This is a genomic window from Microbacterium sp. USTB-Y, assembly GCF_023703415.1.
Lineage (GTDB): Bacteria > Actinomycetota > Actinomycetes > Actinomycetales > Microbacteriaceae > Microbacterium.
The window spans coordinates 419,357-441,470 of record NZ_JAGMTU010000001.1; the positions used below are offsets into that span (position 1 = coordinate 419,357).

Sequence of the window (22,114 nt, forward strand, 5' to 3'; positions counted from 1 at the left end):
TCCGCCCGCGCCCGACCGCGCGTCCGTCCGCACGCGCGCGCCTCCGCGTCCGCGAAACCGTGAGACCGAACCCTCGTCTCGAGACCGACGTTCCCATCGTCGGTCTCGGCACGCGCGTTCGGTCTCGCCGGCGCGTCCGCACAGCCGCCGGCCCGTCCGCCCACCCGAGACCGCGCGCCCGACCGTCCGCACGTGACCGCGCGCCCGTCCGCACGCGCGCCCGTCCGCCCGACCGTCCGCACGCGCGCGCACGCTCGTCCGCGCCCGCGAAACCGTGAGACCGAACCCTCGTTTCGAGACCGACGTTTCCATCGTCGGTCTCGAGACCCGCGTTCGGTCTCGCCCGCCCGTCCGCACAGCCGCCTGCCCGTCCGCCCACCCGAGACCGCGCGCCCGTGAAACCACGAGACCGAACCCTCGTGCCGAGACCGACGTTCCCATCGTCGGTCTCGGCACGCGCGTTCGGTCTCGCCCGCCCGTCCGCCCGTCCGCCCACACGCGCGCGCCCGAGACGGCGGGCCCGCGAAACCATGAGACCGAACCCTCGTCTCGAGACCGAAGTTCCCCTCGTCGGTCTCGGGACCCGCGTTCGGTCTCGCGGGTGGGGCCGGCCTCGCCGGCGGGGGGCGCCTCGCGGATGGGTCCGGGCTCGCCAGCGGGGGTCCGGTCACGCCAGCGGGGGGGGGGGGGGGCAACCTCGCAGGCGAAGCCGGATCCGGTCAGCGCCGGCGGGCGTCGGCGATCGCGGCGCGGAGGTCGTCGGCGAGCACGCGCAGCTCGGCGTCGTCGAGCGTGTGCGCCGTGAGCCGGATCTGCGGCGAGGCCTCGTCCGGCTCGAGCAGGAAACCGCCGCCCGTGCGCACCAGCCAGCCGCGGCGCATCATCGCCTCCGACACGGCGCGCGCGTCCACCCCGCACTCGACCCAGACGTTGAGCCCGTCGTCGCCGCGCACCGTGATGCCGCGCTCGCGCAGCAGGGCGCGCAGGGCGTCGCCGCGCTCGGCGTAGTGGGCCCCGGCACGCTCCAGCGCCGCCGGGGTCTCCGGGTGGTCGAGCATGCCGACGGCGACGCGCTGCAGGATCCGGCTCACCCAGGTCTTTCCGGGTGAGAGCCGCGTGCGCAGCTGCGCCGCGGTGTCGGCGTCGCTGGCCAGCAGCGCGAGGCGCAGGTCAGGGCCGAGGAACTTCGACATCGAGCGCACGAGCGCCCAGCGCGGATGCCCCTCGGGGATCACGGAGTGGTAGGGCCGTCGCGAGAGCAGCGAGTAGTGGTCGTCCTCGATGATGAGCACGTGCGGCGCCTCCGCGAACACGGCCCGCAGCTCCGCGGCGCGCGCCGCACTGAGGCTGATCCCGGTGGGGTTGTGCGCGCGGGGGGTGCACACCACGGTGCGGGCTCCGGCGTCGATCGCGGCGCGGAGACCCGCGACGGTCATCCCCTCCTCGTCGAGGGGGATCCCGAACGGACGGTAGCCGCCGAGCTTGACGACGTTGATGCTGGAGAGGAAGCACGGATCCTCGAGGCCGACCACGTCGCCGTGCGCGAGGGAGGCGACGAGCAGCCGCTCCAGCGCGTCGACGGCGCCCGAGGTGACGGACAGCTCGAACGGACCGGGCCGCGCCTCGGCCAGCCAGGCCGTCGCCCAGGTGCGCAGCCCCTCGTCGATGAGCGCGTCGCCGTAGAGCGCGGGGGTGCGCAGGTCGACCTCGGCGAGCACCGGCAGCGGCAGCAGATCGGGATCCGGGTTGCCGCTGCCGAGGTCGCGCAACACGGTCTCGGCCGCGAAGCCCTCCTCCTCGGTGCGCAGCAGTTCGGTCACCACGGTGCCCCCGCGCCCGCGGCTCTCCACGGCTCCCGCACGCGCGAGCGCCCGATAGGCGGCGGCGACCGTGTTCCGGTTCACGCCGAGCGCATCGGCCAGCGCGCGCACCGTCGGCAGGCCCTCCCCCGGTGCGAGTCGGCCGGCGCCGATCAGGGCGCGGATCGAGTCGGCGATCTCATGCGCCGTGCTGCCCTGGATCCTCGCTTCGCCCACGTCTCCCAGCCTATGGGGAGGATCCGGCCCGGCGCGGATCCTCGGCAGGCCGTGGGCGTCTGCGGTCCGGATCCGGCCCGGCGCGGATCCGGCGCGAGGAGGCACCGCGTCCTCGCTCAGCGATCGGGCGTGCACAAATCAGGCCGGGCCTCTGCGGAAGGGGTCAGATCGGCCCGGATCCGCTTCGCAGCGCGGGTGCAGCCTGAATTAGGTGACCGGGCGACGCGAGACCGGGCCGGACTCAGCCCGCGGCCGGCACGATCGGACGGTGCTCGTAAAACGTCTGCAGCACGACGGTCGTCCGCGTGCTGACGTTCGCCGCAAGGCGGATGTCGCGCACGAGCTGCTCCAGAGCGCGCGGCGATGCGACCCGGACGAACAGCATGTACGCCGCATCGCCGGCGATCGAGTGGCACGCCTCGATCGCGTCGAGGTGCTCGAGCAGCTCCGGCGCGTTGTCGGGCTGGGCGGGGTCGAGGGGCGTGATCTCGATGAACGCCGACAGCGGCTTGCCGACGGACTCCGCGTCGATCACGGGGCGGTAGCCGGCGATCGCCCCCCGCGATTCCAGCCGCTTCAGCCGGGACTGCACGGCGGACACCGAGAGTCCCGCGGCATCCGAGAGCTGGGCGAGCGTGGCCCGCCCGTCCCGGGAGAGGGCGGCGAGGATCGCGAGGTCGACAGGATCGTCCATATCTGGAATAATATCCTGAGTTCAGTCAATTCTGCAGGAATATTTCCTGCGAGTCCTCGATCGGAGGTCCCGATGTCCCTCACCACCACGTCCCGCAACGCTCTCATCGGCGAGCCCGAGGTCGTCGAGGACGCCTCGGTCGCGGAGCGGTCCGCCGCCTGGAAGCTCCTCAAGGACGCGGCGATCGCGATCCGCCCGCTGCAGATCAAGGACGGCTCCGTCCCGAACGCGGACGACCACGAGGCCGCCCGCACGCACGTCGCCGCGATCGTCGCCGGCATCCGCGCCCTCGCCCCCGCGTTCCCGCACGACGCCGAGTACCTCGGCGCGTCCGTCGTGGACTTCGAGCGCTGGGCCGCCGAGGGCTTCGGCGTGCCGGACTTCCTCGACTCGCTCATGGCGTTCCAGCCCCAGCAGCACCGCGTCGACGGCATCCGCCACCTCGTCGTGTTCCCCATGTACACGCAGAACGGCTCCAGCGACCGCCTCGTCGAGGCACTCATCGTCGAGACGATCTGGCCGGAGTTCATCGCCGACCTCGAGGCCGGCGATTACGGCAACAAGCTCTTCGTCTCGCTGCGCCTGGTCGACTTCACGCCCGGCTACGACACGAACTCGGCCGTGCTCTTCCCCGAGACCGTCGCGATGCGCGAGATCCCCTCCTTCACGTGGGGCGCGATCTTCCAGGACCGCGAAGCCGCCCGCTACCGCCGCGTCGTGCGCGCCGCGAGCGAGATCACGAACCTGGAGCTGCCCGAGCGGGCCGCGGCGATGCTCGACGACCAGGAGCTCGCCGAGAAGACGTTCGTGATGTGGGACATCATCCACGACCGCACCCACATGCGCGGCGACCTGCCGTTCGACCCGTTCATGATCAAGCAGCGGATGCCGTTCTTCCTCTACTCGCTCGAGGAGATGCGCTGCGACATGACCGCGTTCCGCGAGTCGGTCAAGATCGAGCGCGCGTTCGACGCCCGCATCGCCGCCGGTGAGCAGCTCACCGCCACCGAGCAGGAGATGCACGACTACGCGCACCTCGTGCAGTACGCGGTGATCTTCGACCGCATCTTCCGGTTCGCCATTACGGGCACCCGGACGCGCAACTACGACGCCGTCGGCGGTCAGCTGCTGTTCGCGTGGCTGCACCAGCGCGGCGTGCTGCACTGGACCGACACGGCCCTCGCCTTCGACTGGGAGAACGTCCCGGACGCGGTCGTGGCCCTGGGCGACGCGATCGACGACCTCTACTGGCACTCGATCGACCGCCCGAAGACGGCGCACTGGCTCGCCGCCTACGAGCTGGTCCGCGGCACGCTCACCCCGCACCCGGCCTCGCAGTGGGCCCGCGGCCTGTCGGACGAGATCCTCGCCGGCGCCCCCAAGGGCTACACCGACGCGGTGCTGGACGACGAGTTCCCACTGTCGATGTTCTTCGAGACGCTCGACAAGAAGATGAAGCCGGTCATCGAGTCGACCGTGGGGATCCGCGGCACCGACGACTGACCGGAGTCCCGCAGGGATGGCGGGGGATCTCCCGGGGATGCAGAATCGACCCGGGAGCCCCCGCCATCCGTCTTCCTCCCGCACGCCGAGCCGATCACCAGGAGCACCGCATGACCGCTGCAGGACGCACCGTACTTCTCGCCGGCGCCACGAGCCCGTCCGGCCTCGCGATCGCCCGCGCCCTGCGGAGCGCCGGGGCGCGCGTCGTCGCCGTCGGGCGGGATCAGGTCAAGCTCGACGCGCTCGCGGCGGCGCTGCACTCGGGCGACCCCGCCGGCCCCGGCTCGATCCGCATCGAGCGCTGCTCGCTGACGAACGAGGCGGAGGTCGCCTCCCTCGCCGAGCGCCTGGCGGCCGACGGCGAGCACGTCGACGGGCTCGTCCCGCTGGTCGGCGGCTGGCGCGGCGGCGGCGGCCTCGCCGGGCAGACCGAGGAGGACTATCGCGCTCTCGAGCAGGCGTTCACCGCCGTGCGGGTCACGAGCCGCGCGTTCGACGCCGACCTCCGCGCCTCCGATGCCGGACGGTTCGCGATCATCTCCTCCACCGCCGTCGCCCGGCCGCTCGCCGGGGGCGCCAACTACGCCGCGGTGAAGGCGGCGAGCGAGTCGTGGACCCGCGCCGTCGCCCAGGGCTTCGCGAAGGCCGCCAGAGACGACGAGCAGCCGCTGCACGCGGCCGCGGTGGTGCTGCGCGTGCGCGGCCTGGACGACGCGATCGACGCCGTCGCGCAACGGATCGTCGCCCTCTGGGACGAGGATGCGGCCGCGCTGAACGACCGCATCATCGACGTGGCCTGACGCCTGCCGGCTCGTCCTGCGCCCCGCGGAGGACGGTTCAGGACGAGCGCTGACGCCGGGCGACGAGCGCCTGGATCGGACCCGACAGCACGAGCAGGAACAGCGCCGAGTACCCGATCGCGGGGACGCAGATGGAGACGATCAACGAGATCGCGAACATCGTCGCCGTGACGATCTCGGCGACGATGCCTCGTCGCAGCGACCCGGGCGCGATCCGATGCAGCGCCGGATGCCTCCAGAGGTACACGCGCGTCGCGACCATGAACAGGGACGACATGAGCAGAGAGCCGATGTAGACGATCTTCTGCGTGCTGTCCGTGGGCATCGCCCCGAGCATCGCCGTGCTCACCGGCAGGCAGACGATGGTGAACATCCACCCGACCTGCAGCCAGACGAGCGGGATCCGGACCCGTTCGACCCGGTCGAAGACGCGATGATGGTTGATCCACAGCAGGGCGATGATGAGGAAGCTCAGGGCGAAGCTCCACAGGGGTGCCTGCTCCTCCTGCAGATACTCCAGCGTCGTCTTCCCCTCCCGCCCCAGCTCCGTGACGTTCTCCATGAGCGGCAGGATGAGCAGGGTCATGGCGATCGCGACGACCGCGTCCACGAACGCCTTGAGCCGCTCGGCCGAGAGGATCGGTTGCGACGAGTCCTCGGGGATGGGGTCGGCGGGCTGGCTCACTCCGGCATGCTCCCGTATCGGAGCGGATCCGGTCAAGGCACCGCGCCCGGGTCTGCGGATCCCGTGCTTCCGCGCCGCGCTGCTCAGGGTCCGTGCCGGCCGCGCTCCTCGGCCTCCACGGACCCGGGCGCCTCGGCACCCTCAGCCGGGCCCGCAACCGGGAGCGCCTGTGCGGGCGCCTCGCCCTCGTCGGCCGGGCCCGCAACGGGGAGCACCTGCGCGGGCGCCTGCGCATAGAGGGCGGTGAGGCGGCGATACGACCGCGTGAGGAACGCGAGCCCGGCGACCACCACCATGATCAGGCCGGCCCAGAGGCAGATGAGGGCGATGCCGCGCGCGTGACCCTCGCCGAGCAGCCACCCCCACTGCTCTCGGCCCGCATCCCCGTCCATGTAGGGGATGACGAGGAACTCCGCGAGCGGGGCGATGAGGAAGGCGGTGATCGGCGCGGCAGCCGCCTCCATGGCCGCCGCGACGCCGAACACCCTGCCCTGCCGTTCGAAGGGCACGACCTTCTGGATCACCGTCTGCTCCGCCGCTTCCACCGGCGGCACCAGCGCCATGTAGATCCACATGCCGACCACGTACAGCGGCCACCACTCCCGCAGCATGAAGACCGCGCCGAGCAGGCCCATCGCCATGACCAGCAGCAGCAGAGTGCGCATCGGCTTCGCCCCGAGCCCGAACTTCGCCACGAGGGCGCCGCCGATGAGGAATCCCGTCGAGGAGAACGCCAGGGCGAAGCCCCACGTCTGCGCGTCGAACAGGGTGAGGCCGTACGGATCCATGAGCGCCAAGTAGACGCCGCCGATGAGGTTGTTGAACGTCGAGAAGACGATGAGGGCGAACAGCCCCGGCGCCTGCCGGATCGCCCGCGCGCTGCCGCGGAGATCGAGGGCCCCGGCGCCGCCGGGATCGGGCTGCGGGCGCTCCTCCGGGATCCGCAGGAAGAGCAGGTGCAGGAGGGTGAGCGCCATGGCGGCGATCGCGATCACCAGGGTCCACCCCATGCCCAGGAATCCGACCGACAGTCCGGAGAACACGCTGGTCACCAGGAAGGCGACCCCCTGCACCGTGCCGACGAGACCGTTGGCGTTGGCGTGCCTCTCCTCGGGTACGAGCAGGGTCACGGTCGTCGACAGGGCGATGTTGCGGAGCTGCTCGATCACACCGCCGAACAGGATCACCCCGGAGAACAGCCAGAACCACGGTCCGCCCAGATCCAGCAGCGACGACTCCGGCCGCGCGAGGTAGATCCCCCCGGCGACGAGGAACGCCGCGGCCGAGACCACGCTCGACAGCAGCATGACGGTGTGCTTGCGGTGCCGGTCGACGATCGTGCCGAAGACCATCGCGAAGAACGCGATGAAGAGCATGTAGGCGCCGCCGATGATGCCCGTGGCGAGCACGGACCGCGTCTCGATGTAGACCCAGAACGTGAGCGCGAACCAGAGGAAGCTCGTCGTCACGTTGGCGATCAGCGTGTTGACGAGCACTCCGGCGAACGCCCGGGAGGCGACCGTGCTCCTCATGGATCAGAGCGTAGGACGGACCGCCGACATGCGGAACCCGAGCCCGGCCGCTGGGCGGCTCCGGCGCGGGTCCGGCGGACCATCGCGCGCGGCCCCGCCGAATAGACTTGTGCGGTGAACATCGAGCACGACCCCGCGATCCGGGGCTTCGCATCCGACAACTACTCCGGCATCCACCCCGAGGTGCTCGCGGCGATCACGGCGGCCAACGGCGGCCACCAGATCGCGTACGGCGAGGATCTGTACACCGAGCGGTTGCAGGAGGTCTTCCGGCACCACTTCGGCGAGGGCGTCGAGGCCTTCCCGGTCTTCAACGGCACCGGCGCGAACGTCACCGGTCTGCAGGCCATGCTGCCGCGCTGGGGCGCCGTGATCTCGGCCACGACCGCGCACATCAACGTCGACGAGGGCGGCGCCCCCGAGCGCATCGGCGGGTTCAAGATCCTGGCCGTGCCGACCGACGACGGCAAGCTCACCCCCGAGCTCGTCGACCGCGAGGCGTGGGGCTGGGGCGACGAGCACCGCGCCCAGCCGCTGGTCGTCTCCATCACCCAGTCGACCGAGGTCGGCACGCTCTACACCGCCGAGGAGATCCGCGCCCTCGCCGATCACGCGCACGAGCGCGGCATGAAGCTGCACCTCGACGGCGCCCGGCTCTCCAACGCCGCCGCGGCGCTCGACCTGCCGCTGCGCGCCTTCACGCGCGATGCCGGCGTGGACGTGCTGAGCTTCGGCGGCACCAAGAACGGCGCGATGCTCGGCGAGGCGATCGTGGTGCTCACCCCGGGCGCCGCCGACGGCCTCGTCTACTCCCGCAAGTTCAACATGCAGCTCGCCTCGAAGATGCGCTTCGTGTCGGCGCAGCTCATCGCGCTGCTCGAAGGCGACCTGTACCTGCGCAACGCCCGCCACGCGAACGCCATGGCGCAGCGGCTGCGCTCCGCGCTCGAGGCCGGGATCGCCGACGGATCCATCCAGGGCGTCGGCTTCACGCAGCGGACCCAGTCGAACGGGGTCTTCGCGACCCTGCCCGACGGCGTCGCCGACCGGTTGCGCGAGACCTTCCGGTTCTACGACTGGGACGCGGCGCGCAACGAGGTGCGCTGGATGTGCGGCTTCGACACGACCGAGGCCGACATCGACGCCCTCGTCGCCCTCGTCGCCGAGGAGACCAGCCGCTGAGGCCCGGGGTCAGCCGCAGGCCCGGGTCAGCACAGCGGGCCCGGGTCAGCGCAGCGGGCCCGGGTCAGCACAGCGGGCCCGGGTCAGCACAGCGGGCCCGGGTCAGCGCAGCAGGCCGAGGTGCGCGAGCGCCTGGCGGATGAGCGTGCCCCGGCCGCCCTCCATCTCGGCGGCGAGCGCATCGCTCGCCGCCTCCTCGGGGCTGAACCAGGTCACCTCGAGCGCATCCTGACGCGGCTCGCACGTGCCCGTCACGGGCACGACGAACGCCAGTGACACGGCGTGCTGGCGGTCGTCGTGATAGGCGCTCACACCCGGGAGCGGGAAGTACTCGGCGACCGTGAACGGCGCGGGCGAGGGCGGCAGCATCGGGAACGCCATCGGGCCCAGGTCGTTCTCCAGGTGCCGGAACAGCGCGTCCCGCACGGTCTCGCCGTAGCGCACGCGGCCGGAGACGATCGTGCGCGTGATCTCGCCGAGCGGCGTCGCACGCAGGAGGATCCCGATGTCGGTCACCATGCCGGATCCGTCGGTGCGCACCGGCACCGCCTCGACGTAGAGCATCGGCAGCCGGCGCCGGGCCTGGGCGAGCTCGAAGTCGGTCAGCCAGCCGGGGTTCGCCCCGCCGGAGGCGCCCAGACCGTCGAGCCCCGACGGGAGCCCTCCCGCGAGCGCGTCGGGGAGGCCGTCGTCGTCGGCCGGATCGGGGTCGGGTGTGCGTACCGCCATGGTCCCTTTCTACCAGCGCGTCACGAGGACCCGTGAGCGCGATGGACGAAACACCGGATTCTGTGTGAGACACCACGGCGGGGATGGTGTGTCACACAGAATCCGGTCTCTCACGGATCCCGCGGGGCGAGGTCGGATCCCTGAGGCAGGATGGACGCATGGCCGAAACCGTCGAGATCGATCGCACCGCGATGCGCTGGGCCCGCCAGGGCGAGGCGCTCCCGCTGCTGGTGCTGCTGCACGGCTACGGATCCGATGAGCGCGACCTGTTCTCGCTCGTGCCGTTCCTCCCCGAGGGCGCGGCCGTGGCCTCGGTCCCCGCCCCGCACCCCGCGCCGTGGCCGATGCCCGGGCGCTCCTGGTATCCGATCGACGAGCTGGAGCGCCGCGATCCGGCCTCCGTGACCGCCGCCGCCGACGCCGTGCTGCGCTGGCTCGACGCCGAGGCCGCCGACGCGCCGTCCGTCGCGCTGCTCGGGTTCTCCCAGGGCGCCTCCGTCGCGCTGCAGGCGGCCCGCCGGGATCCGGATCGCATCGCCGCGGTCGTGAACCTCAGCGGCTACGCGGCCCCTGGGGAGCTGCCCGGCGACTCCGCGCTGCGCGAGAGGCGCATCCCGGTGTTCTGGGGACGCGGCTCGCGCGACGACGTCATCCCGCCCGCGCTCATCGTGCACACCGCGCAGTGGCTGCCGGATCACGCCGAGCTGACCGGACGCGTGTACCCGGGACTCACGCACAGCGTGTCCGAGGAGGAGCTGGCCGACGTCCGCCGGTTCCTCGACGGCTGGCTGGAGAGCCTTCAGTCTTCGGCCGAGCCCGCTCCCGCGGACGGCTGATCCGGATCCTCGTCCGCCCCGGCCGCGGCGTCCGCCTCGCTGCGCCGGCGCTGCTCGTCCCGCTGCATGCGCGTGCCCGCCCAGGTGAACAGCACCATGACGGCGGCGCCGACCACGAGGCCGAGCGCGATGCCGGTGCCCATGTTGTGCAGCGCGGATCCGAGCGCCACCCCGACGCCCATGCCGATCGCGAGCCCGACGCCGAGTCCCATCCGCCGCAACGTCTCGCCCGAGGCCGGCCTCTGCTCCACCATCCCCCCAGGCTAGGTCCGGCCGGGCCGCCCGGCATCCGTCTCTCGGAGGATCCGTATCCGGGAACGTGCCGGCACGTAGCGCCGCCGAGCCGCGACACGCCCGGGTTGCACGATCCTCGGGGGCCCGGTATCGTCGTCCGGGTCCTGTCCGCCGTGTAAGGAAGTCCCTTGATCTGAGTCGTCGCCTCCGCGTTCCATCCACGCGCTGATCCGACACTCCTTCCTGCCCACGCCGCTTCGGCACAGGCGTCTCCGGTCTTCCGGCGACCTGCCCCCGAGAGCCGGGACCGCTCTCCGCGACGTCCCCTCCGCGACCGGCTCAGAATCCTCCGGCATCAGCGCACCCGAACATCTTCCGGGAGCCGCCCCATGTCATCACCCACCCCTTCCTCCGCGGTCGTGCTCGACCGCGTCATGTTCCGCTGGCCCGACGGATCCACCGCGCTCGACGCCGTCTCCGGCGCGTTCGGAGCCGGCCGCACCGGCCTCGTCGGCCGCAACGGATCCGGCAAGTCCACGCTGCTCCGGCTGATCGCCGGGGAGCTCGCCCCGTCGTCGGGGCGGATCGCCGCGACCGGCGACGTGGCGTACCTGCCGCAGCGCCTCACGCTCGACACGCACGCCCGGGTCGCCGAGCTGCTCGGCGTGGCCGCGGCGCTCGACGCGGTCCGCGCCATCGCGGCGGGCGACGTCGACCCCGCCCGCTTCGACGAGGTCGGCGACGACTGGGACGTCGAGGCCCGCGCCGCGGCCGCCCTGGCCGAGGCGGGGCTCGATCCGTCGTTCCTCGACCGCACCGTGGGCGAGCTCTCCGGTGGCGAGGCCGTACTGGTCGCGATCGCCGGGATACGGGCGCGCCGCGCGCCGATCACGCTGCTCGACGAGCCGACGAACAACCTCGACCGGGACGCGCGGGCCCGGCTCGGCGAGATGGTGCGATCGTGGCGGGGCACGCTCGTCGTCGTCAGCCACGACGTCGCGCTGCTCGAGCTCATGGACGACACCGCCGAGCTGTACGGGCACGAGCTCAGCGTCTTCGGCGGCCCCTACTCCGCCTGGCGCGCCTGGCTGGACGCCGAGCAGGATGCGGCACGGCAGGCCGAGAAGGACGCCAAGCAGGCGTTCAAGAAGGAGAAGAGGCAGCGCATCGAGGCCGAGACCAAGCTCGCCACGCGCGCCCGCATGGCGAACAAGGCCGAGCATGAGAAGCGCGTGCCGAAGATCGTCGCGCACGGCCGGAGGATGGCCGCCGAGGTGTCGGCGGGACGCCTGCGCACCGAGGTCGCCGAGAAGGAGGGAGCGGCGCGCGCCGCGCTCGACGAGGCCGGCCGGCGGATCCGCGACGACGCCGCGATGAAGATCGAGCTGCCGGATCCGGGGGTCTCCCGGGCCCGGCGCATCGCCACGATCGGCGACGGCGAGCGGTCCTGGACGATCCAGGGCCCCGAGCGGGTCGCACTGATCGGCCGCAACGGCGTCGGCAAGACGACGCTGCTGCGCCGGCTGGTCGACGGCGCCGGCACCACGACCCCGGCTCCGCTCTCAGCAGAGCCGGAACCGGGCGACAATCCCGCGCCGAAACCTGGCGCCGTGCCGAAAGTACCGCTCGGAGCCGTACCGAATTCAGGCTCGCTCTCCGACACGACGGCCGAAACGGCCGATTCCGGGACTCCCGCGGCTTCTGGCCTGAATTGCGCACGCCACACCGACCGCATCGGATACCTGCCGCAGCGGATCGACGGCCTCGACGACCGGGCCACGGTCGTCGAGAACGTCGCCGCCCGCGCCCCGGAGATCCCGGACAAGGAGCTGCGGAACCGGCTCGCGCGGTTCCTCATCCGGGGTGCGGCGATGGACCGGCCGGTCGGGGCGCTCTCCGGCGGCGAGCGCTTCCGGGTCGCCCTCGCGGCGCTGCTGCTCGGGGATCCCGCCCCGCACCTCGTGGTGCTGGACGAGCCGACCAACAACCTCGACCTCGACACGGTCGACCAGGTCGTGCAGGCGCTGCGCGCCTACCGCGGGGCCGTGCTGATCGTCAGCCACGACGACGCCTTCCTGCGGCGGCTGGACCTGGATCTGACGCTCGAGCTCGATGCGGAGGGCGTGCTCTCCGAGGTGGCGCTCGGCACCTGACCCGGCCCCCGCGGTCCCCGCGCGCGCCCGGCCCGGCCCTCTCCCTGGTCCGGCCGGGCGCACGGCCTCGCGGTTCCGGCGCGTCGGGAATGCGACCGCGGGAGCGCGCTGTTGCGGACGTCATGACAACGATCGGAATCATCGGTGCAGGACACATCGGCAGCGCGCTCGCGGAGGCCTTCGCCGGCCTCGGCTACGACGTCGTGATCGCGAACTCGCGCGGCCCGGAGACGCTCGCCGGGCTCGTCGCACGGCTCGGCCCGCACGTGACGGCGTCCACCGCGACCGGGGCCGCCGAGGCCGCGGACGTCGCCGTCGTCACGGTTCCGCTCAAGGCCCTGAAGGACGTCCCCGCGGCTCCGCTCGCCGGGAAGCTCGTGCTCGACACGAACAACTACTACTTCGAGCGGGACGGTCGCATCGAGGCCCTCGACCGCGGCGAGACCACCACCTCCCAGCTGGTGCAGGCCCACCTGCGCGAATCGACCGTCGTGAAGGCGTTCAACCAGATCCGGGCCGAGGAGATCCTGACCACCGGATCCCCGGCGGGCACGCCCGACCGGCGCGCCCTCGGCACCGCGGGCGACGACGACGCCGCGGTCGCCTTCGTGACCGATCTCTACGACCGCCTCGGCTTCGACACCGTGAGCGCCGGCCCGCTGAGCGAGTCGTGGCGCCTCGAACGAGACCGCCCGGCCTACGTCACGCGGCAGAACGCCGAGGAGCTGCGCGCCAACCTCGCCATCGCCAACCGCCTGCCCTGATCCAGCAGCCGCCCAGGCGGCGGGGGCAGGATGGGGCCATGAGCGACCTCGTCCGCCCCCGCAAGGGCCGTTTCATCGCCGGCGTGTGCGCCGGCCTCGCCCGCCGCTTCGGCATGCCCGTCGCGCTCGTGCGCATCATCGCGGTCATCGCGATGATCTTCGCCGGGCTCCCGCTGTGGGTCTACCTCGTGCTGTGGATCGTCATCCCGAACGAGCGCTGAGCGCGGCCGCCGATCAGGCGCGCTTGGACCGCATCGCGCGGGTGTGCCCGAGCTCCGGATCCGCCGCGAGCAGGGCGTACTCCTCGGACTCGCGCGGCACCAGGGCGACCCGCCCCTCGGCGTCGCTGAGCACGCCCCAGCCGTACCGCTTGCCCAGCGGAGAGGCGCGCAGGCATGCCTGACCCTTCGCGAAGAACGCCGCCCGGGCCTCGGCGTCGGCCGGATCCAGCCCGCGGCGCAGCGCCCAGGTGGAGAAGACGACGTCGTCCGAGGTGTGCTCGAAGGGGTGCTCCGCGATCATGCGGTAGTGCAGCGCGGCGATCGTGGGGACGCTCGCCGCGGTCGTCGCAGGGCCCGCGGGCGGCTCCTGGGCGTGATCGGTCGGGCAGTCCTCGGCCACCTCGATGAACGTCCTCGTGTAGTTCGTTGTGTGCACCGCCATGGAACCATGCTCGCACCGTGCGCCGACCTCGGGCTTGGCGATCCGCGACAGTCCGATCGCGGAGCGATGCCGGCCGTGGACGGCGCTGCGACGGAGCGGAGTTCGCTGCCCGGACACCCCTCTCCGCGCCCGATGTCGGCGGCACCGGCGAAGATGGACGGATGAGCGATGTGCTCGACCGCTTCACCCCCGCGACCCAGGACTGGTTCCGCGGGGCGTTCACCGCGCCCACCGCCGCGCAGGCCGGGGCATGGGAGGCGATCTCGAGCGGCCGTAACGCGCTCGTGGTCGCCCCGACCGGATCCGGTAAGACGCTGTCGGCGTTCCTCTGGGCGATCGACCGGGTGTTCCGCGAGCGCACGGCCGAAGCCGCGGCGGCCGAGTCCGTCGCCCCCGCCGCGGCGAGGACCGGCAAGGGGCGCCGGAAGGCCGACGCCGACAGGCCCGGCCGCACCCGGATCCTCTACATCTCGCCGCTCAAGGCCCTGGGTGTCGACGTGGAGCGCAACCTGCGCTCGCCCCTCATCGGCATCGGGCAGTCCGCGCGTCGGCTCGGGGTCCCCGCGCCCGCGGTGACGGTGGGCGTGCGCTCGGGCGACACGACCTCGTCGGACCGGCGTCGGCTCGTCGTGGATCCGCCGGACATCCTCATCACCACGCCCGAATCTCTCTACCTCATGCTCACGAGCCGCGCCGGCGACACCCTGCGCGACGTGCACACGGTCATCATCGACGAGGTGCACGCGGTCGCGGCGACCAAGCGCGGCGCCCACCTCGCGGTGAGCCTGGAGCGGCTCGACCAGCTGCGGCGGACGGCCGACGCCGAGGCCGGCGTGCCCTACCGCCCGGTGCAGCGGATCGGCCTGTCGGCGACGGTGCGCCCGATCGACGAGGTCGCCCGGTTCCTCGGCGGAGCGCAGCCCGTCGAGATCGTGGCGCCCCCGGCGTCCAAGACCTTCGACCTGCAGGTCGTCGTGCCGATCGAGGACATGCTCAACCCGCCCCCGCCCCCGGGCGCCGACGAGACCCCGCGACCGTCCGGCGCGGAGCGGATCGACCAGTCGGCCGGCGGCGCCGACGCGTTCGGCGAGAACACGGAGATGACGGGATCCGTCTGGCCGCACGTCGAAGAGGCGATCGTCGACAGGATCCTGCAGAACCGGTCGACGATCGTGTTCGCCAACTCGAGGCGCCTCGCCGAACGGCTCACGGGACGCCTGAACGAGATCTACAGCGAGCGGATCGGGCTCGACCTGCCGGCGGCCATGGTCCCCGCCGCGATGATGGCGCAGGCGGGCTCGACGGCGGGAGCCGACCCGGTGCTCGCCAAGGCGCACCACGGATCCGTCTCGAAGGAGCAGCGTGCGCTCGTCGAGGAGGAGCTCAAGGCGGGCGTGCTGCGCTGCGTCGTGGCGACGAGCAGCCTCGAGCTCGGGATCGACATGGGTGCCGTCGACCTCGTGATCCAGGTGGAGGCGCCCCCATCCGCCGCATCCGGCCTGCAGCGTGTGGGCCGCGCCGGGCACCAGGTCGGCGAGATCAGCCGGGCGTCGCTGTTCCCCAAGCACCGGGGCGACGTGCTGCACACCGCGATCGTCACCGAGCGCATGCTCGCCGGGCAGATCGAGGCGATCAGCGTGCCGCGGAACCCCCTCGACATCCTCGCCCAGCAGACCGTCGCCGCGTGCGCGCTGGAACCGCTGGACGTCGAGCAGTGGTTCGACACGGTGCGCCGGAGCGCGCCGTTCGCCGCGCTCCCCCGTTCAGCGTACGAGGCGACCCTCGACCTGCTGGCCGGCCGCTTCCCCTCCGACGAGTTCGCCGAGCTGCGTCCGCGCCTGGTGTGGGACCGCGATGCGGGCACCCTGACCGGGCGTCCCGGCGCGCAGCGGATCGCGGTCACGAGCGGCGGCACGATCCCCGACCGCGGACTCTTCGGCGTGTTCGTCGCCGGCGAGACCACGGGGGCGCGCGTGGGCGAGCTCGACGAGGAGATGGTCTACGAGTCCCGCGTGGGCGACGTCTTCACGCTCGGCACCACGAGCTGGCGGATCGCCGAGATCACGCACGACCGGGTCAACGTCATCCCCGCCTACGGTCAGCCCGGCAAGGTGCCGTTCTGGCACGGCGACGGCCTCGGCCGCCCGTTCGAGCTCGGCGAGGCCCTCGGCGTCTTCAACCGCGAGGTGCACGGCGCCCCGGAGGCGAAGGCCAGGGAGCGGCTCGCCGCCGCGGGGCTCGACGTGCACGCGCAGGACAACCTGCTCGCGCACCTCAATGAGCAGAAGGAGGCGACGGGCACGCTGCCCACCGACCGGGCGCTCACCGTCGAGCGCAGCCGCGATGAGATCGGCGACTGGCGCGTGATCCTGCACTCCCCCTACGGGCAGACCGTGCACGCGCCGTGGGCCCTCGCGGTGAACGCGCGGATCCGCGAGCGCCGGGGCGTCGAGGGCTCTGCGGTGGCGAGCGACGACGGCATCATCGTGCGCGTGCCCGACGCCGACGCCGAGCCGCCCGGAGCCGAATTGTTCGTCTTCGAGCCCGACGAGCTCGAGCGGATCGTGACCGACGAGGTGGGCGGATCCGCCCTCTTCGCCTCCCGGTTCCGCGAGTCGGCCGCGCGGGCGCTGCTCATGCCCCGGATGAACCCGAACCGGCGCAGCCCGCTCTGGCAGCAGCGGCAGCGCGCCGCGCAGCTGCTCGAGGTGGCCCGCAGGCACCCGACGTTCCCGATCATCCTGGAGACCCTGCGCGAGGTGCTGCAGGACGTCTACGACCTCCCCTCGCTGCGGCGCCTCGCGTCCGGCATCGCCGAGCGGCGCATCCGGCTCGTCGAGGTGCAGACCGCGCAGCCGTCGCCGTTCGCCCGCGATCTGCTCTTCGGCTACGTCGGCGCGTTCATGTACGAGGGCGACTCTCCGCTGGCGGAGCGCCGGGCTGCGGCGCTGTCGGTGGATCCGGCGCTGCTGGGCGAGCTGCTCGGCACCGTCGAACTGCGCGAGCTGCTGGATCCGGACGTGATCGCGCAGTTCGAGCGCGAGGCGCAGCGCCTGGATCCGTCCCGTCGCGCACGCGGGGTCGAGGGCGTGGCCGATCTGCTGCGCCTCCTCGGCCCGCTGGACGCGGAGGAGGTCGCAGACCGGCTCGAACCCGACCCGGACGCGCCGGGCGCTTCGACGAATGCCGCGGCTGCGGCGCACCTCGCGACGCTGATCGAGGCCCGCCGCGCCATCGAGGTGACCGTCGGCGGGATCCGGCGCGTCGCCGCCATCGAGGATGCGGGGCGTCTGCGCGACGCGCTGGGCGTGCCGCTGCCCGTCGGGATCCCCGTGGCGTTCCTGGAGCCGGTCGCCGATCCGCTGGGCGACCTCGTCGCCCGGCACGCGCGCACGCACGGCCCGTTCCTCGGCTCGGCCGTCGCCCGGCGGTTCGGCCTCGGCACCGCGATCGTGCGCCAGACGCTGCAGCGGCTCGAGGCCGACGGGCGCGTCACGAGCGGGTACTTCCTGCCCGACCCTTCCGCCGCAGGCCGGGACTCCGAGCCGCCCGGATCCTCCGGCCCGCAGGAGTCCGCCGGCCCCGACGAGACCGAATGGTGCGACACCGAGGTGCTGCGCCGGCTGCGGATGCGCTCCCTCGCCGCGATCCGCGGCAGCGTCGAGCCCGTGCCGCCGACCGCGTTCGCGCGGTTCCTGCCCGAGTGGCAGCACGTGGCCCGTCCGCTCGAGGGCATCGACGGGGTGGCGACGGTGATCGAGCAGCTCGCGGGCATGTCGATCCCGGCGAGCGCCTGGGAGTCGCTGATCCTGCCGCAGCGCGTGCGCGACTACGCGCCGGCGATGCTCGACGAGCTGACCAGCGCCGGCGAGGTCGTCTGGGCGGGCCACGGCGCCCTGCCCGGCCGCGACGGCTGGGTGTCGCTGCACCCCGCCGACCTCGCCCCCTTCACCGTGCCGTTCCCCGAGGAGACGCCGGAGCCCGGATCCCTCGAGGCGCAGCTGCTGGCCTCGCTCTCCTCCGGCGGGGCCTACTTCGCCGCACAGCTGCGGGAGTCCACGGGGGCCGAGAACGAGGCCTCCGTCGTGGAGGCGCTGTGGAACCTCGCGTGGGCGGGCCACGTCACGAACGACACCTTCGCGCCGATCCGCACGCTGGTGAGCGGCGGGAGCCAGGCGCACAAGGTCGCCCGCCGCGCCCCGCGCACGCGCACGTTCCGCGGGATGTCGCTGGCCCGCCCTTCCGCCGCCCCGCGTCCGCTGTCGGTGGGCGGACGCTGGTCGCTGCTGCCGGAGGCGGAGACGGATCCGGCTCGGCGCGCCACGGTCTCGGCGGGACTCCTGCTGGACCGCTACGGCGTGGTCACCCGCGGGTCGGTGCAGGCGGAGGGGATGCCCGGAGGGTTCGCGCAGGCGTACCGGGTGCTCGCAGGGTTCGAGGAGGCGGGGCACTGCCGCCGCGGCTACGTGATCGAGAAGCTCGGCGCGGCGCAGTTCGCCGCCTCCGCCACGATCGACCGGCTGCGCACCTTCGCGGGCCTCGCCGATCCCCCGCCGCGCACCGCGCGGACGCTCGCGGCCACGGATCCGGCGAGCCCCTACGGCGCCGCCCTGGGCTGGCCGCGGCTGGACGACGTCTCGCACCGTCCCGGACGCAAGGCCGGGGCTCTCGTGGTCCTCGTCGACGGAGCCCTGGTGCTCTACCTCGAGCGCGGCGGGAAGACGGTCCTCGTCTTCACCGACGACGAGGACGACCTGCGCGCGGCGGCGGCCGACCTCGCGGCGACCGCCCGTGCCAGACGGCTGGAGACCCTCACGGTCGAGAAGGCGAACGGCGTCGGGCTGTACGAGCGCGGGGCCGACGGACCGGGGACCGGCGCACGGCTCAGCCGGCTGCTGCAGGAGGCCGGCTTCGTCGCCACCCCGCGCGGTGTCACCCTGCGCAAGGCGCTGTGACCGAGCCCGGTCGCGCCTACCCTGGGGGCATGATCCACGAGTTCGCCGCCGGCGTCGGAACCCTGCTGCGCGGATTCGCCCTCTGGCGCACCCGGCCGCGACTGCTCGCCCTCGGACTCATCCCTGCGGCGATCAGCGCCCTCCTGCTCGCGGCCCTGCTGATCCCCCTCGGCTTCTCGCTCGGCCCGATCACCGCCTGGCTGACGCCGTTCGCCGAAGGCTGGATCGCCGGCTGGCGGGATGCGCTGCGCATCGCCCTCGGCGTCGTGCTGTTCGTCGCCGGCGCCGTGCTGTCCGGGCTCCTCTTCACCGCCCTCACGCTGACGATCGGCGACCCGTTCTACCAGCGCATCTGGCGCGAGGTGGAGCGCAGCCTCGGCGGTGCCGAGCCGACCGGCGAGACGGGTTTCTGGTCGACCGTCGGCGAAGGGCTGCGCCTCGTCGTGCTCGGCGTCCTGATCGCCCTGCTGACCCTGGCCCTCGGGTTCGTCCCGGTCGTGGGCGGGGTGCTCGCCACGGTCGTCGGCGTGCTGCTGTCCGGGCGCCTGCTCGCCCGGGAGCTCACCGCGCGCGCCTTCGACGCCCGCGGCCTGAGTCGTGGCGATCGCGCACGCCTCCTCGCGACGGGCAGGGCGCGGGTACTCGGCTTCGGCGTCGCCACGCAGCTCTGCTTCATGGTCCCGCTGGGCGCCGTCGTCACGATGCCCGCGGCCGTCGCCGGATCCACCATGCTCGCCCGAGCGCTCACCGACCGCGCCGCGGCCGCGGATCCCGACGCGATCGAGGCGGCGCAGGGTGCCTGAGGGCGACACCGTCTACCGCGCGGCTGCGCGCCTCGACCACGCGCTGCGGGGCGGCACGATCACGCGGTTCGACCTGCGGGTGCCGCAGCTCGCCGACGCCGATCTCACCGGATCGGTGGTGCACGCCGTGGTGCCCCGCGGCAAGCACATCCTCATGCGCATCGGCGACCGGACGCTCCGCTCGCACCTGCGCATGGACGGCGCCTGGCACCTGTACCGGCCCGGCGAGCGCTGGCGGGCGCCGGCGCACACGGCGCGGGCGATCGTCGGCACGGCGGATGCCGAGGCCGTGGGGTTCGAGGTGTCGATGCTCGCGCTCGTCCCCACCGCCCGCGAGGAGGAGCTCGTCGGGCACCTGGGACCCGACCCGCTGGCCGACGACTGGGATCCGGCCGAGGCCGCGCGCCGTCTGGGGGCGGATCCGAGGCCGGTCCACGTCGCCCTGCTGGATCAGCGCAACGTCGCGGGGTTCGGCAACGAGTACGCCGCCGAGCTGCTGTTCCTGCGGGGCGTCCTGCCCACGCGACCCGCGACGGAGGTGGACGCCGCAGCGCTGCTCGATCTGGGAGCGCGCACGATCCGCGCCAACCGCGACCGCCCCGACCGCACCTTCACGGGCGTCGCGCTGCCCGGGCGCACCACATGGGTGTACGGACGCGCCCGCCGCCCCTGCCGGCGCTGCGGCACGCCGATCCGCACGGGCGAGCTGGGCGCCGATCCGACGGAGGAGCGCCGCACGTTCTGGTGCCCGAACTGCCAGCGCTGACCGCGCACCGGCCTGGTGCTGGCGCTGGCGCTGGTGCTGCTGCTCGGGCCGGTGCCGTCACGATCGGCACGCAGTGTCACGATCGGCACGCAGTGTCACGATCGGCACAGGATCCGGCTGGATCCGTGTGCTGATCGTCACTGCGTGTGCTGATCGTCGCAGCGTGTGCTGATCGTCGCAGCGTGTGCTGATCGTCACAGGCCGCTACGCGAAGACGCGCACCCCTCGGGGATGCGCGTCTTCGCGTACAGGTCCGCAGCGGCCGACCCGGCGGCCGACCGTGATGATCAGGCCGCGAGCCAGAGGCCCTTGCGGTCGGTGTTCAGATTCATGCCGGCGGCGACCGTCTCGTCGTCGCCGATCTTCGCACCGCGCGCGATGTGCGCGCCGGTGCCGACCTCGGTGCGCACGCCGATCGTGGCGCCGTCTCCAATCACGGCCCCCTGCCCGATGTGGGCGTGGGCCTCGATCCGGGCGTTGACGCCCACGATCGCCTCGGGCTCGATCCAGGCGCCGCGTGCGACGTGCGCACCGGCCCCGACCTTCGCACCCGGTTCGACATAGGCGCCGGCCTCCACGATCGCCTGCGGGTGCACCTTGGCACCGTGCGCGATCAGACCACGGCCGTTGGCGTGCTTGCGGTAGCGCAGCGTGCCTCCACGGCCGTCCTCGATGTCGACGTAGTTCTTACCCACGAAAACCTCCCGTGCCCGGGACTTTCCCCGGATACATCTGCAACCTCGTGCGTGCCGGATCTATTCCCGTGCACGCATTTCGCGCGTGTCGCGCCGCGATTCCCCGACGTGCCCCGCAGCGGCGGCGCGACGCGGTCGCCGGTACGCTGAACGCATGAGCAGGCGAGGCGCTTCCGGACGCAAACCCGCGGTGCGCTCCGCCAAGGGCGGCGCCCGCAGTACCGCCGGCGGCCGGAACGCCGCGAAGGCCGGCAACGGCACCGCGAAGGGCGCCCCGCAGCGGCCGGCGAAGAAGGCCGAGAAGGTCGTCTTCGACGCGCCCGCCCCGACCCCCGAGGAACCGCGCACGCTGCGCCTCGGCGCCGTGCCCGGGGCGACGCCCGGACGGTGGATCGACACCTGGAACGACCGGATGCCGCACGTCGCGCTCGAGCTCGTGCCGATCGCGTTCCCGACGCAGCGGGCGGCCCTCACCGACGGGATCGTCGACCTCGCCCTCGTGCGCGCCCCCTTCGACGACGAGGACATGCACGCGATCCCGCTGTACGAGGAGTTGCCGGTCGTGATCGCCTCCTCGGAATCGCACCTGCTCGCCGCCGACGAGCTCGCGCCCGCCGACCTGGAGGGCGAGACGCTGCTCACCACGCACGAGGACGTGCTGGGGGATCTGGATCTCCCGACGTCCCCGTCCCGGATCCCCCCGCTCGAGACGATCCAGGACGCGGTCGAGACCATCGCCGCCGGCGTCGGGATCCTCGTCGCCCCGATGTCGCTGGCCCGGCTGCACCACCGCAAGGACGTGGACTTCCGGATCCTGCGCGGCGCGCCCGTCTCGCCGGTGCTGCTCGCCTGGCCGAAGGGGGCGACGACTCCCGACATCGAGGCGTTCGTCGGGGTCGTGCGCGGGCGGACGGCGAACTCCTCCCGCTGACGCCCGCTCGGACGTCGGCCTCCGCCCGTCCGCCGCGCCGTTGTGCAGGGAGCCCGCGCATTGTGCAGGGCCGGCAGCCGTGGTTCGCCATCGGCGACCCGTCGTTCCGCGGTCTTCCGGGCAGGCTACCCGCCCGCCGTCGTGTCCTCCCTG

19 protein-coding genes are annotated in these 22,114 nt (G+C 73.0%); 11 read left to right on the forward strand and 8 right to left on the reverse strand.

Features of this window, described 5'->3' with window-relative positions; all coding sequences use genetic code 11:
• Positions 1-719: 719 nt before the first annotated feature.
• Positions 720-2,036 carry an aminotransferase class I/II-fold pyridoxal phosphate-dependent enzyme gene (locus J8G10_RS01885; protein WP_251438781.1) on the reverse strand — a complete coding sequence of 439 codons (1,317 nt, stop codon included), beginning with the start codon at positions 2,034-2,036 and terminating at the stop codon, positions 720-722.
• A gap of 241 nt (positions 2,037-2,277) precedes the next feature.
• Complete coding sequence (locus tag J8G10_RS01890) at positions 2,278-2,730, reverse strand: Lrp/AsnC family transcriptional regulator (protein ID WP_285813935.1); 453 nt, start codon at positions 2,728-2,730, stop codon at positions 2,278-2,280.
• 72 nt (positions 2,731-2,802) lie between these two features.
• Here J8G10_RS01890 and J8G10_RS01895 point away from each other — a divergent pair, with 72 nt between their 5' ends.
• Both J8G10_RS01895 and J8G10_RS01900 read left to right on the forward strand, forming a co-directional pair.
• Positions 2,803-4,233 (forward strand): DUF6421 family protein, encoded by a 1,431-nt coding sequence (locus J8G10_RS01895; protein WP_251438782.1) that lies wholly within the window; start codon positions 2,803-2,805, stop codon positions 4,231-4,233.
• Between the two features lie 110 nt (positions 4,234-4,343).
• The gene (locus tag J8G10_RS01900) at positions 4,344-5,033 is read left to right on the forward strand and encodes an SDR family oxidoreductase (protein WP_251438783.1); all 690 of its coding nucleotides are present in this window, start codon (positions 4,344-4,346) and stop codon (positions 5,031-5,033) included.
• A 37-nt stretch (positions 5,034-5,070) separates the two neighbouring features.
• Here the strand turns inward: J8G10_RS01900 and J8G10_RS01905 are convergent, their stop codons facing one another.
• Together J8G10_RS01905 and J8G10_RS01910 are read right to left on the reverse strand one after the other, a co-directional pair.
• Entirely contained in the window at positions 5,071-5,718 is a 648-nt protein-coding gene (locus J8G10_RS01905) for a TMEM175 family protein (RefSeq protein WP_251438784.1), read from the reverse strand.
• Positions 5,719-5,801: 83 nt separating this feature from the next.
• Complete coding sequence (locus J8G10_RS01910) at positions 5,802-7,250, reverse strand: MFS transporter (protein ID WP_251438785.1); 1,449 nt, start codon at positions 7,248-7,250, stop codon at positions 5,802-5,804.
• Between the two features lie 114 nt (positions 7,251-7,364).
• Here J8G10_RS01910 and J8G10_RS01915 point away from each other — a divergent pair, with 114 nt between their 5' ends.
• A complete protein-coding gene (locus J8G10_RS01915; protein ID WP_251438786.1) occupies positions 7,365-8,432 on the forward strand; it encodes a low specificity L-threonine aldolase in 1,068 nt (355 codons plus the stop codon).
• A gap of 102 nt (positions 8,433-8,534) precedes the next feature.
• Here the strand turns inward: J8G10_RS01915 and J8G10_RS01920 are convergent, their stop codons facing one another.
• Positions 8,535-9,161: an NUDIX hydrolase family protein gene (locus tag J8G10_RS01920; protein ID WP_251438787.1), complete on the reverse strand. Its 627-nt coding sequence runs from the start codon at positions 9,159-9,161 to the stop codon at positions 8,535-8,537.
• A gap of 158 nt (positions 9,162-9,319) precedes the next feature.
• Here J8G10_RS01920 and J8G10_RS01925 point away from each other — a divergent pair, with 158 nt between their 5' ends.
• Complete coding sequence (locus tag J8G10_RS01925; protein WP_251438788.1) at positions 9,320-9,997, forward strand: alpha/beta hydrolase; 678 nt, start codon at positions 9,320-9,322, stop codon at positions 9,995-9,997.
• Here J8G10_RS01925 and J8G10_RS01930 read toward each other — a convergent pair.
• Positions 9,961-10,251: a hypothetical protein gene (locus J8G10_RS01930; RefSeq protein ID WP_251438789.1), complete on the reverse strand. Its 291-nt coding sequence runs from the start codon at positions 10,249-10,251 to the stop codon at positions 9,961-9,963. The genes J8G10_RS01925 and J8G10_RS01930 overlap by 37 nt on opposite strands.
• Positions 10,252-10,620: 369 nt before the next feature.
• Here J8G10_RS01930 and J8G10_RS01935 point away from each other — a divergent pair, with 369 nt between their 5' ends.
• The 3 genes from J8G10_RS01935 (at position 10,621) to J8G10_RS01945 (ending at position 13,369) form a co-directional block, all read left to right on the forward strand.
• Complete coding sequence (locus J8G10_RS01935; RefSeq protein WP_251438790.1) at positions 10,621-12,384, forward strand: ABC-F family ATP-binding cassette domain-containing protein; 1,764 nt, start codon at positions 10,621-10,623, stop codon at positions 12,382-12,384.
• Positions 12,385-12,506: 122 nt separating this feature from the next.
• A complete protein-coding gene (locus J8G10_RS01940) occupies positions 12,507-13,148 on the forward strand; it encodes an NADPH-dependent F420 reductase (protein ID WP_251438791.1) in 642 nt (213 codons plus the stop codon).
• 38 nt (positions 13,149-13,186) lie between these two features.
• Positions 13,187-13,369, forward strand: a complete 183-nt coding sequence (locus J8G10_RS01945) for a PspC domain-containing protein (RefSeq protein WP_251438792.1) — start codon at positions 13,187-13,189, stop codon at positions 13,367-13,369.
• Between the two features lie 13 nt (positions 13,370-13,382).
• Here J8G10_RS01945 and J8G10_RS01950 read toward each other — a convergent pair whose 3' ends face one another.
• Positions 13,383-13,811: a DUF6157 family protein gene (locus J8G10_RS01950; protein WP_251438793.1), complete on the reverse strand. Its 429-nt coding sequence runs from the start codon at positions 13,809-13,811 to the stop codon at positions 13,383-13,385.
• Between the two features lie 161 nt (positions 13,812-13,972).
• Between J8G10_RS01950 and J8G10_RS01955 the strand changes: the two genes are divergently transcribed.
• Genes J8G10_RS01955 through J8G10_RS01965 form a run of 3 tightly spaced genes read left to right on the forward strand, consistent with a single transcriptional unit; the run spans position 13,973 to position 20,335 of the window.
• Positions 13,973-18,766 carry an ATP-dependent helicase gene (locus J8G10_RS01955; RefSeq protein WP_251438794.1) on the forward strand — a complete coding sequence of 1,598 codons (4,794 nt, stop codon included), beginning with the start codon at positions 13,973-13,975 and terminating at the stop codon, positions 18,764-18,766.
• Positions 18,767-18,795: 29 nt separating this feature from the next.
• Positions 18,796-19,569 carry an EI24 domain-containing protein gene (locus J8G10_RS01960; protein WP_251438795.1) on the forward strand — a complete coding sequence of 258 codons (774 nt, stop codon included), beginning with the start codon at positions 18,796-18,798 and terminating at the stop codon, positions 19,567-19,569.
• The gene (locus J8G10_RS01965) at positions 19,562-20,335 is read left to right on the forward strand and encodes a DNA-formamidopyrimidine glycosylase family protein (protein ID WP_251438796.1); all 774 of its coding nucleotides are present in this window, start codon (positions 19,562-19,564) and stop codon (positions 20,333-20,335) included. The genes J8G10_RS01960 and J8G10_RS01965 overlap by 8 nt, the downstream gene beginning before the upstream one ends.
• A gap of 287 nt (positions 20,336-20,622) precedes the next feature.
• Here J8G10_RS01965 and J8G10_RS01970 read toward each other — a convergent pair whose 3' ends face one another.
• Complete coding sequence (locus tag J8G10_RS01970) at positions 20,623-21,030, reverse strand: transferase (protein WP_251438797.1); 408 nt, start codon at positions 21,028-21,030, stop codon at positions 20,623-20,625.
• Positions 21,031-21,184: 154 nt separating this feature from the next.
• On the opposite strand from J8G10_RS01970, the gene J8G10_RS01975 reads away from it, so the two are divergent.
• Positions 21,185-21,961: a LysR family substrate-binding domain-containing protein gene (locus J8G10_RS01975; protein ID WP_251438798.1), complete on the forward strand. Its 777-nt coding sequence runs from the start codon at positions 21,185-21,187 to the stop codon at positions 21,959-21,961.
• Positions 21,962-22,114: the final 153 nt, after the last annotated feature.

What these genes read in the sequence shown, in the direction of transcription:
- J8G10_RS01975 (WP_251438798.1), top strand. Translation starts at nt 21,185, where the DNA reads ATGAGCAGGCGAGGCGCTTCCGGACGCAAACCCGCGGTGCGCTCCGCC.
- J8G10_RS01925 (WP_251438788.1), top strand. Translation starts at nt 9,320, where the DNA reads ATGGCCGAAACCGTCGAGATCGATCGCACCGCGATGCGCTGGGCCCGC.
- J8G10_RS01950 (WP_251438793.1), bottom strand. Translation starts at nt 13,811, where the DNA reads ATGGCGGTGCACACAACGAACTACACGAGGACGTTCATCGAGGTGGCC.
- J8G10_RS01955 (WP_251438794.1), top strand. Translation starts at nt 13,973, where the DNA reads ATGAGCGATGTGCTCGACCGCTTCACCCCCGCGACCCAGGACTGGTTC.
- J8G10_RS01945 (WP_251438792.1), top strand. Translation starts at nt 13,187, where the DNA reads ATGAGCGACCTCGTCCGCCCCCGCAAGGGCCGTTTCATCGCCGGCGTG.
- J8G10_RS01920 (WP_251438787.1), bottom strand. Translation starts at nt 9,161, where the DNA reads ATGGCGGTACGCACACCCGACCCCGATCCGGCCGACGACGACGGCCTC.
- J8G10_RS01910 (WP_251438785.1), bottom strand. Translation starts at nt 7,250, where the DNA reads ATGAGGAGCACGGTCGCCTCCCGGGCGTTCGCCGGAGTGCTCGTCAAC.
- J8G10_RS01935 (WP_251438790.1), top strand. Translation starts at nt 10,621, where the DNA reads ATGTCATCACCCACCCCTTCCTCCGCGGTCGTGCTCGACCGCGTCATG.
- J8G10_RS01890 (WP_285813935.1), bottom strand. Translation starts at nt 2,730, where the DNA reads ATGGACGATCCTGTCGACCTCGCGATCCTCGCCGCCCTCTCCCGGGAC.
- J8G10_RS01900 (WP_251438783.1), top strand. Translation starts at nt 4,344, where the DNA reads ATGACCGCTGCAGGACGCACCGTACTTCTCGCCGGCGCCACGAGCCCG.
- J8G10_RS01895 (WP_251438782.1), top strand. Translation starts at nt 2,803, where the DNA reads ATGTCCCTCACCACCACGTCCCGCAACGCTCTCATCGGCGAGCCCGAG.
- J8G10_RS01960 (WP_251438795.1), top strand. Translation starts at nt 18,796, where the DNA reads ATGATCCACGAGTTCGCCGCCGGCGTCGGAACCCTGCTGCGCGGATTC.
- J8G10_RS01940 (WP_251438791.1), top strand. Translation starts at nt 12,507, where the DNA reads ATGACAACGATCGGAATCATCGGTGCAGGACACATCGGCAGCGCGCTC.
- J8G10_RS01930 (WP_251438789.1), bottom strand. Translation starts at nt 10,251, where the DNA reads ATGGTGGAGCAGAGGCCGGCCTCGGGCGAGACGTTGCGGCGGATGGGA.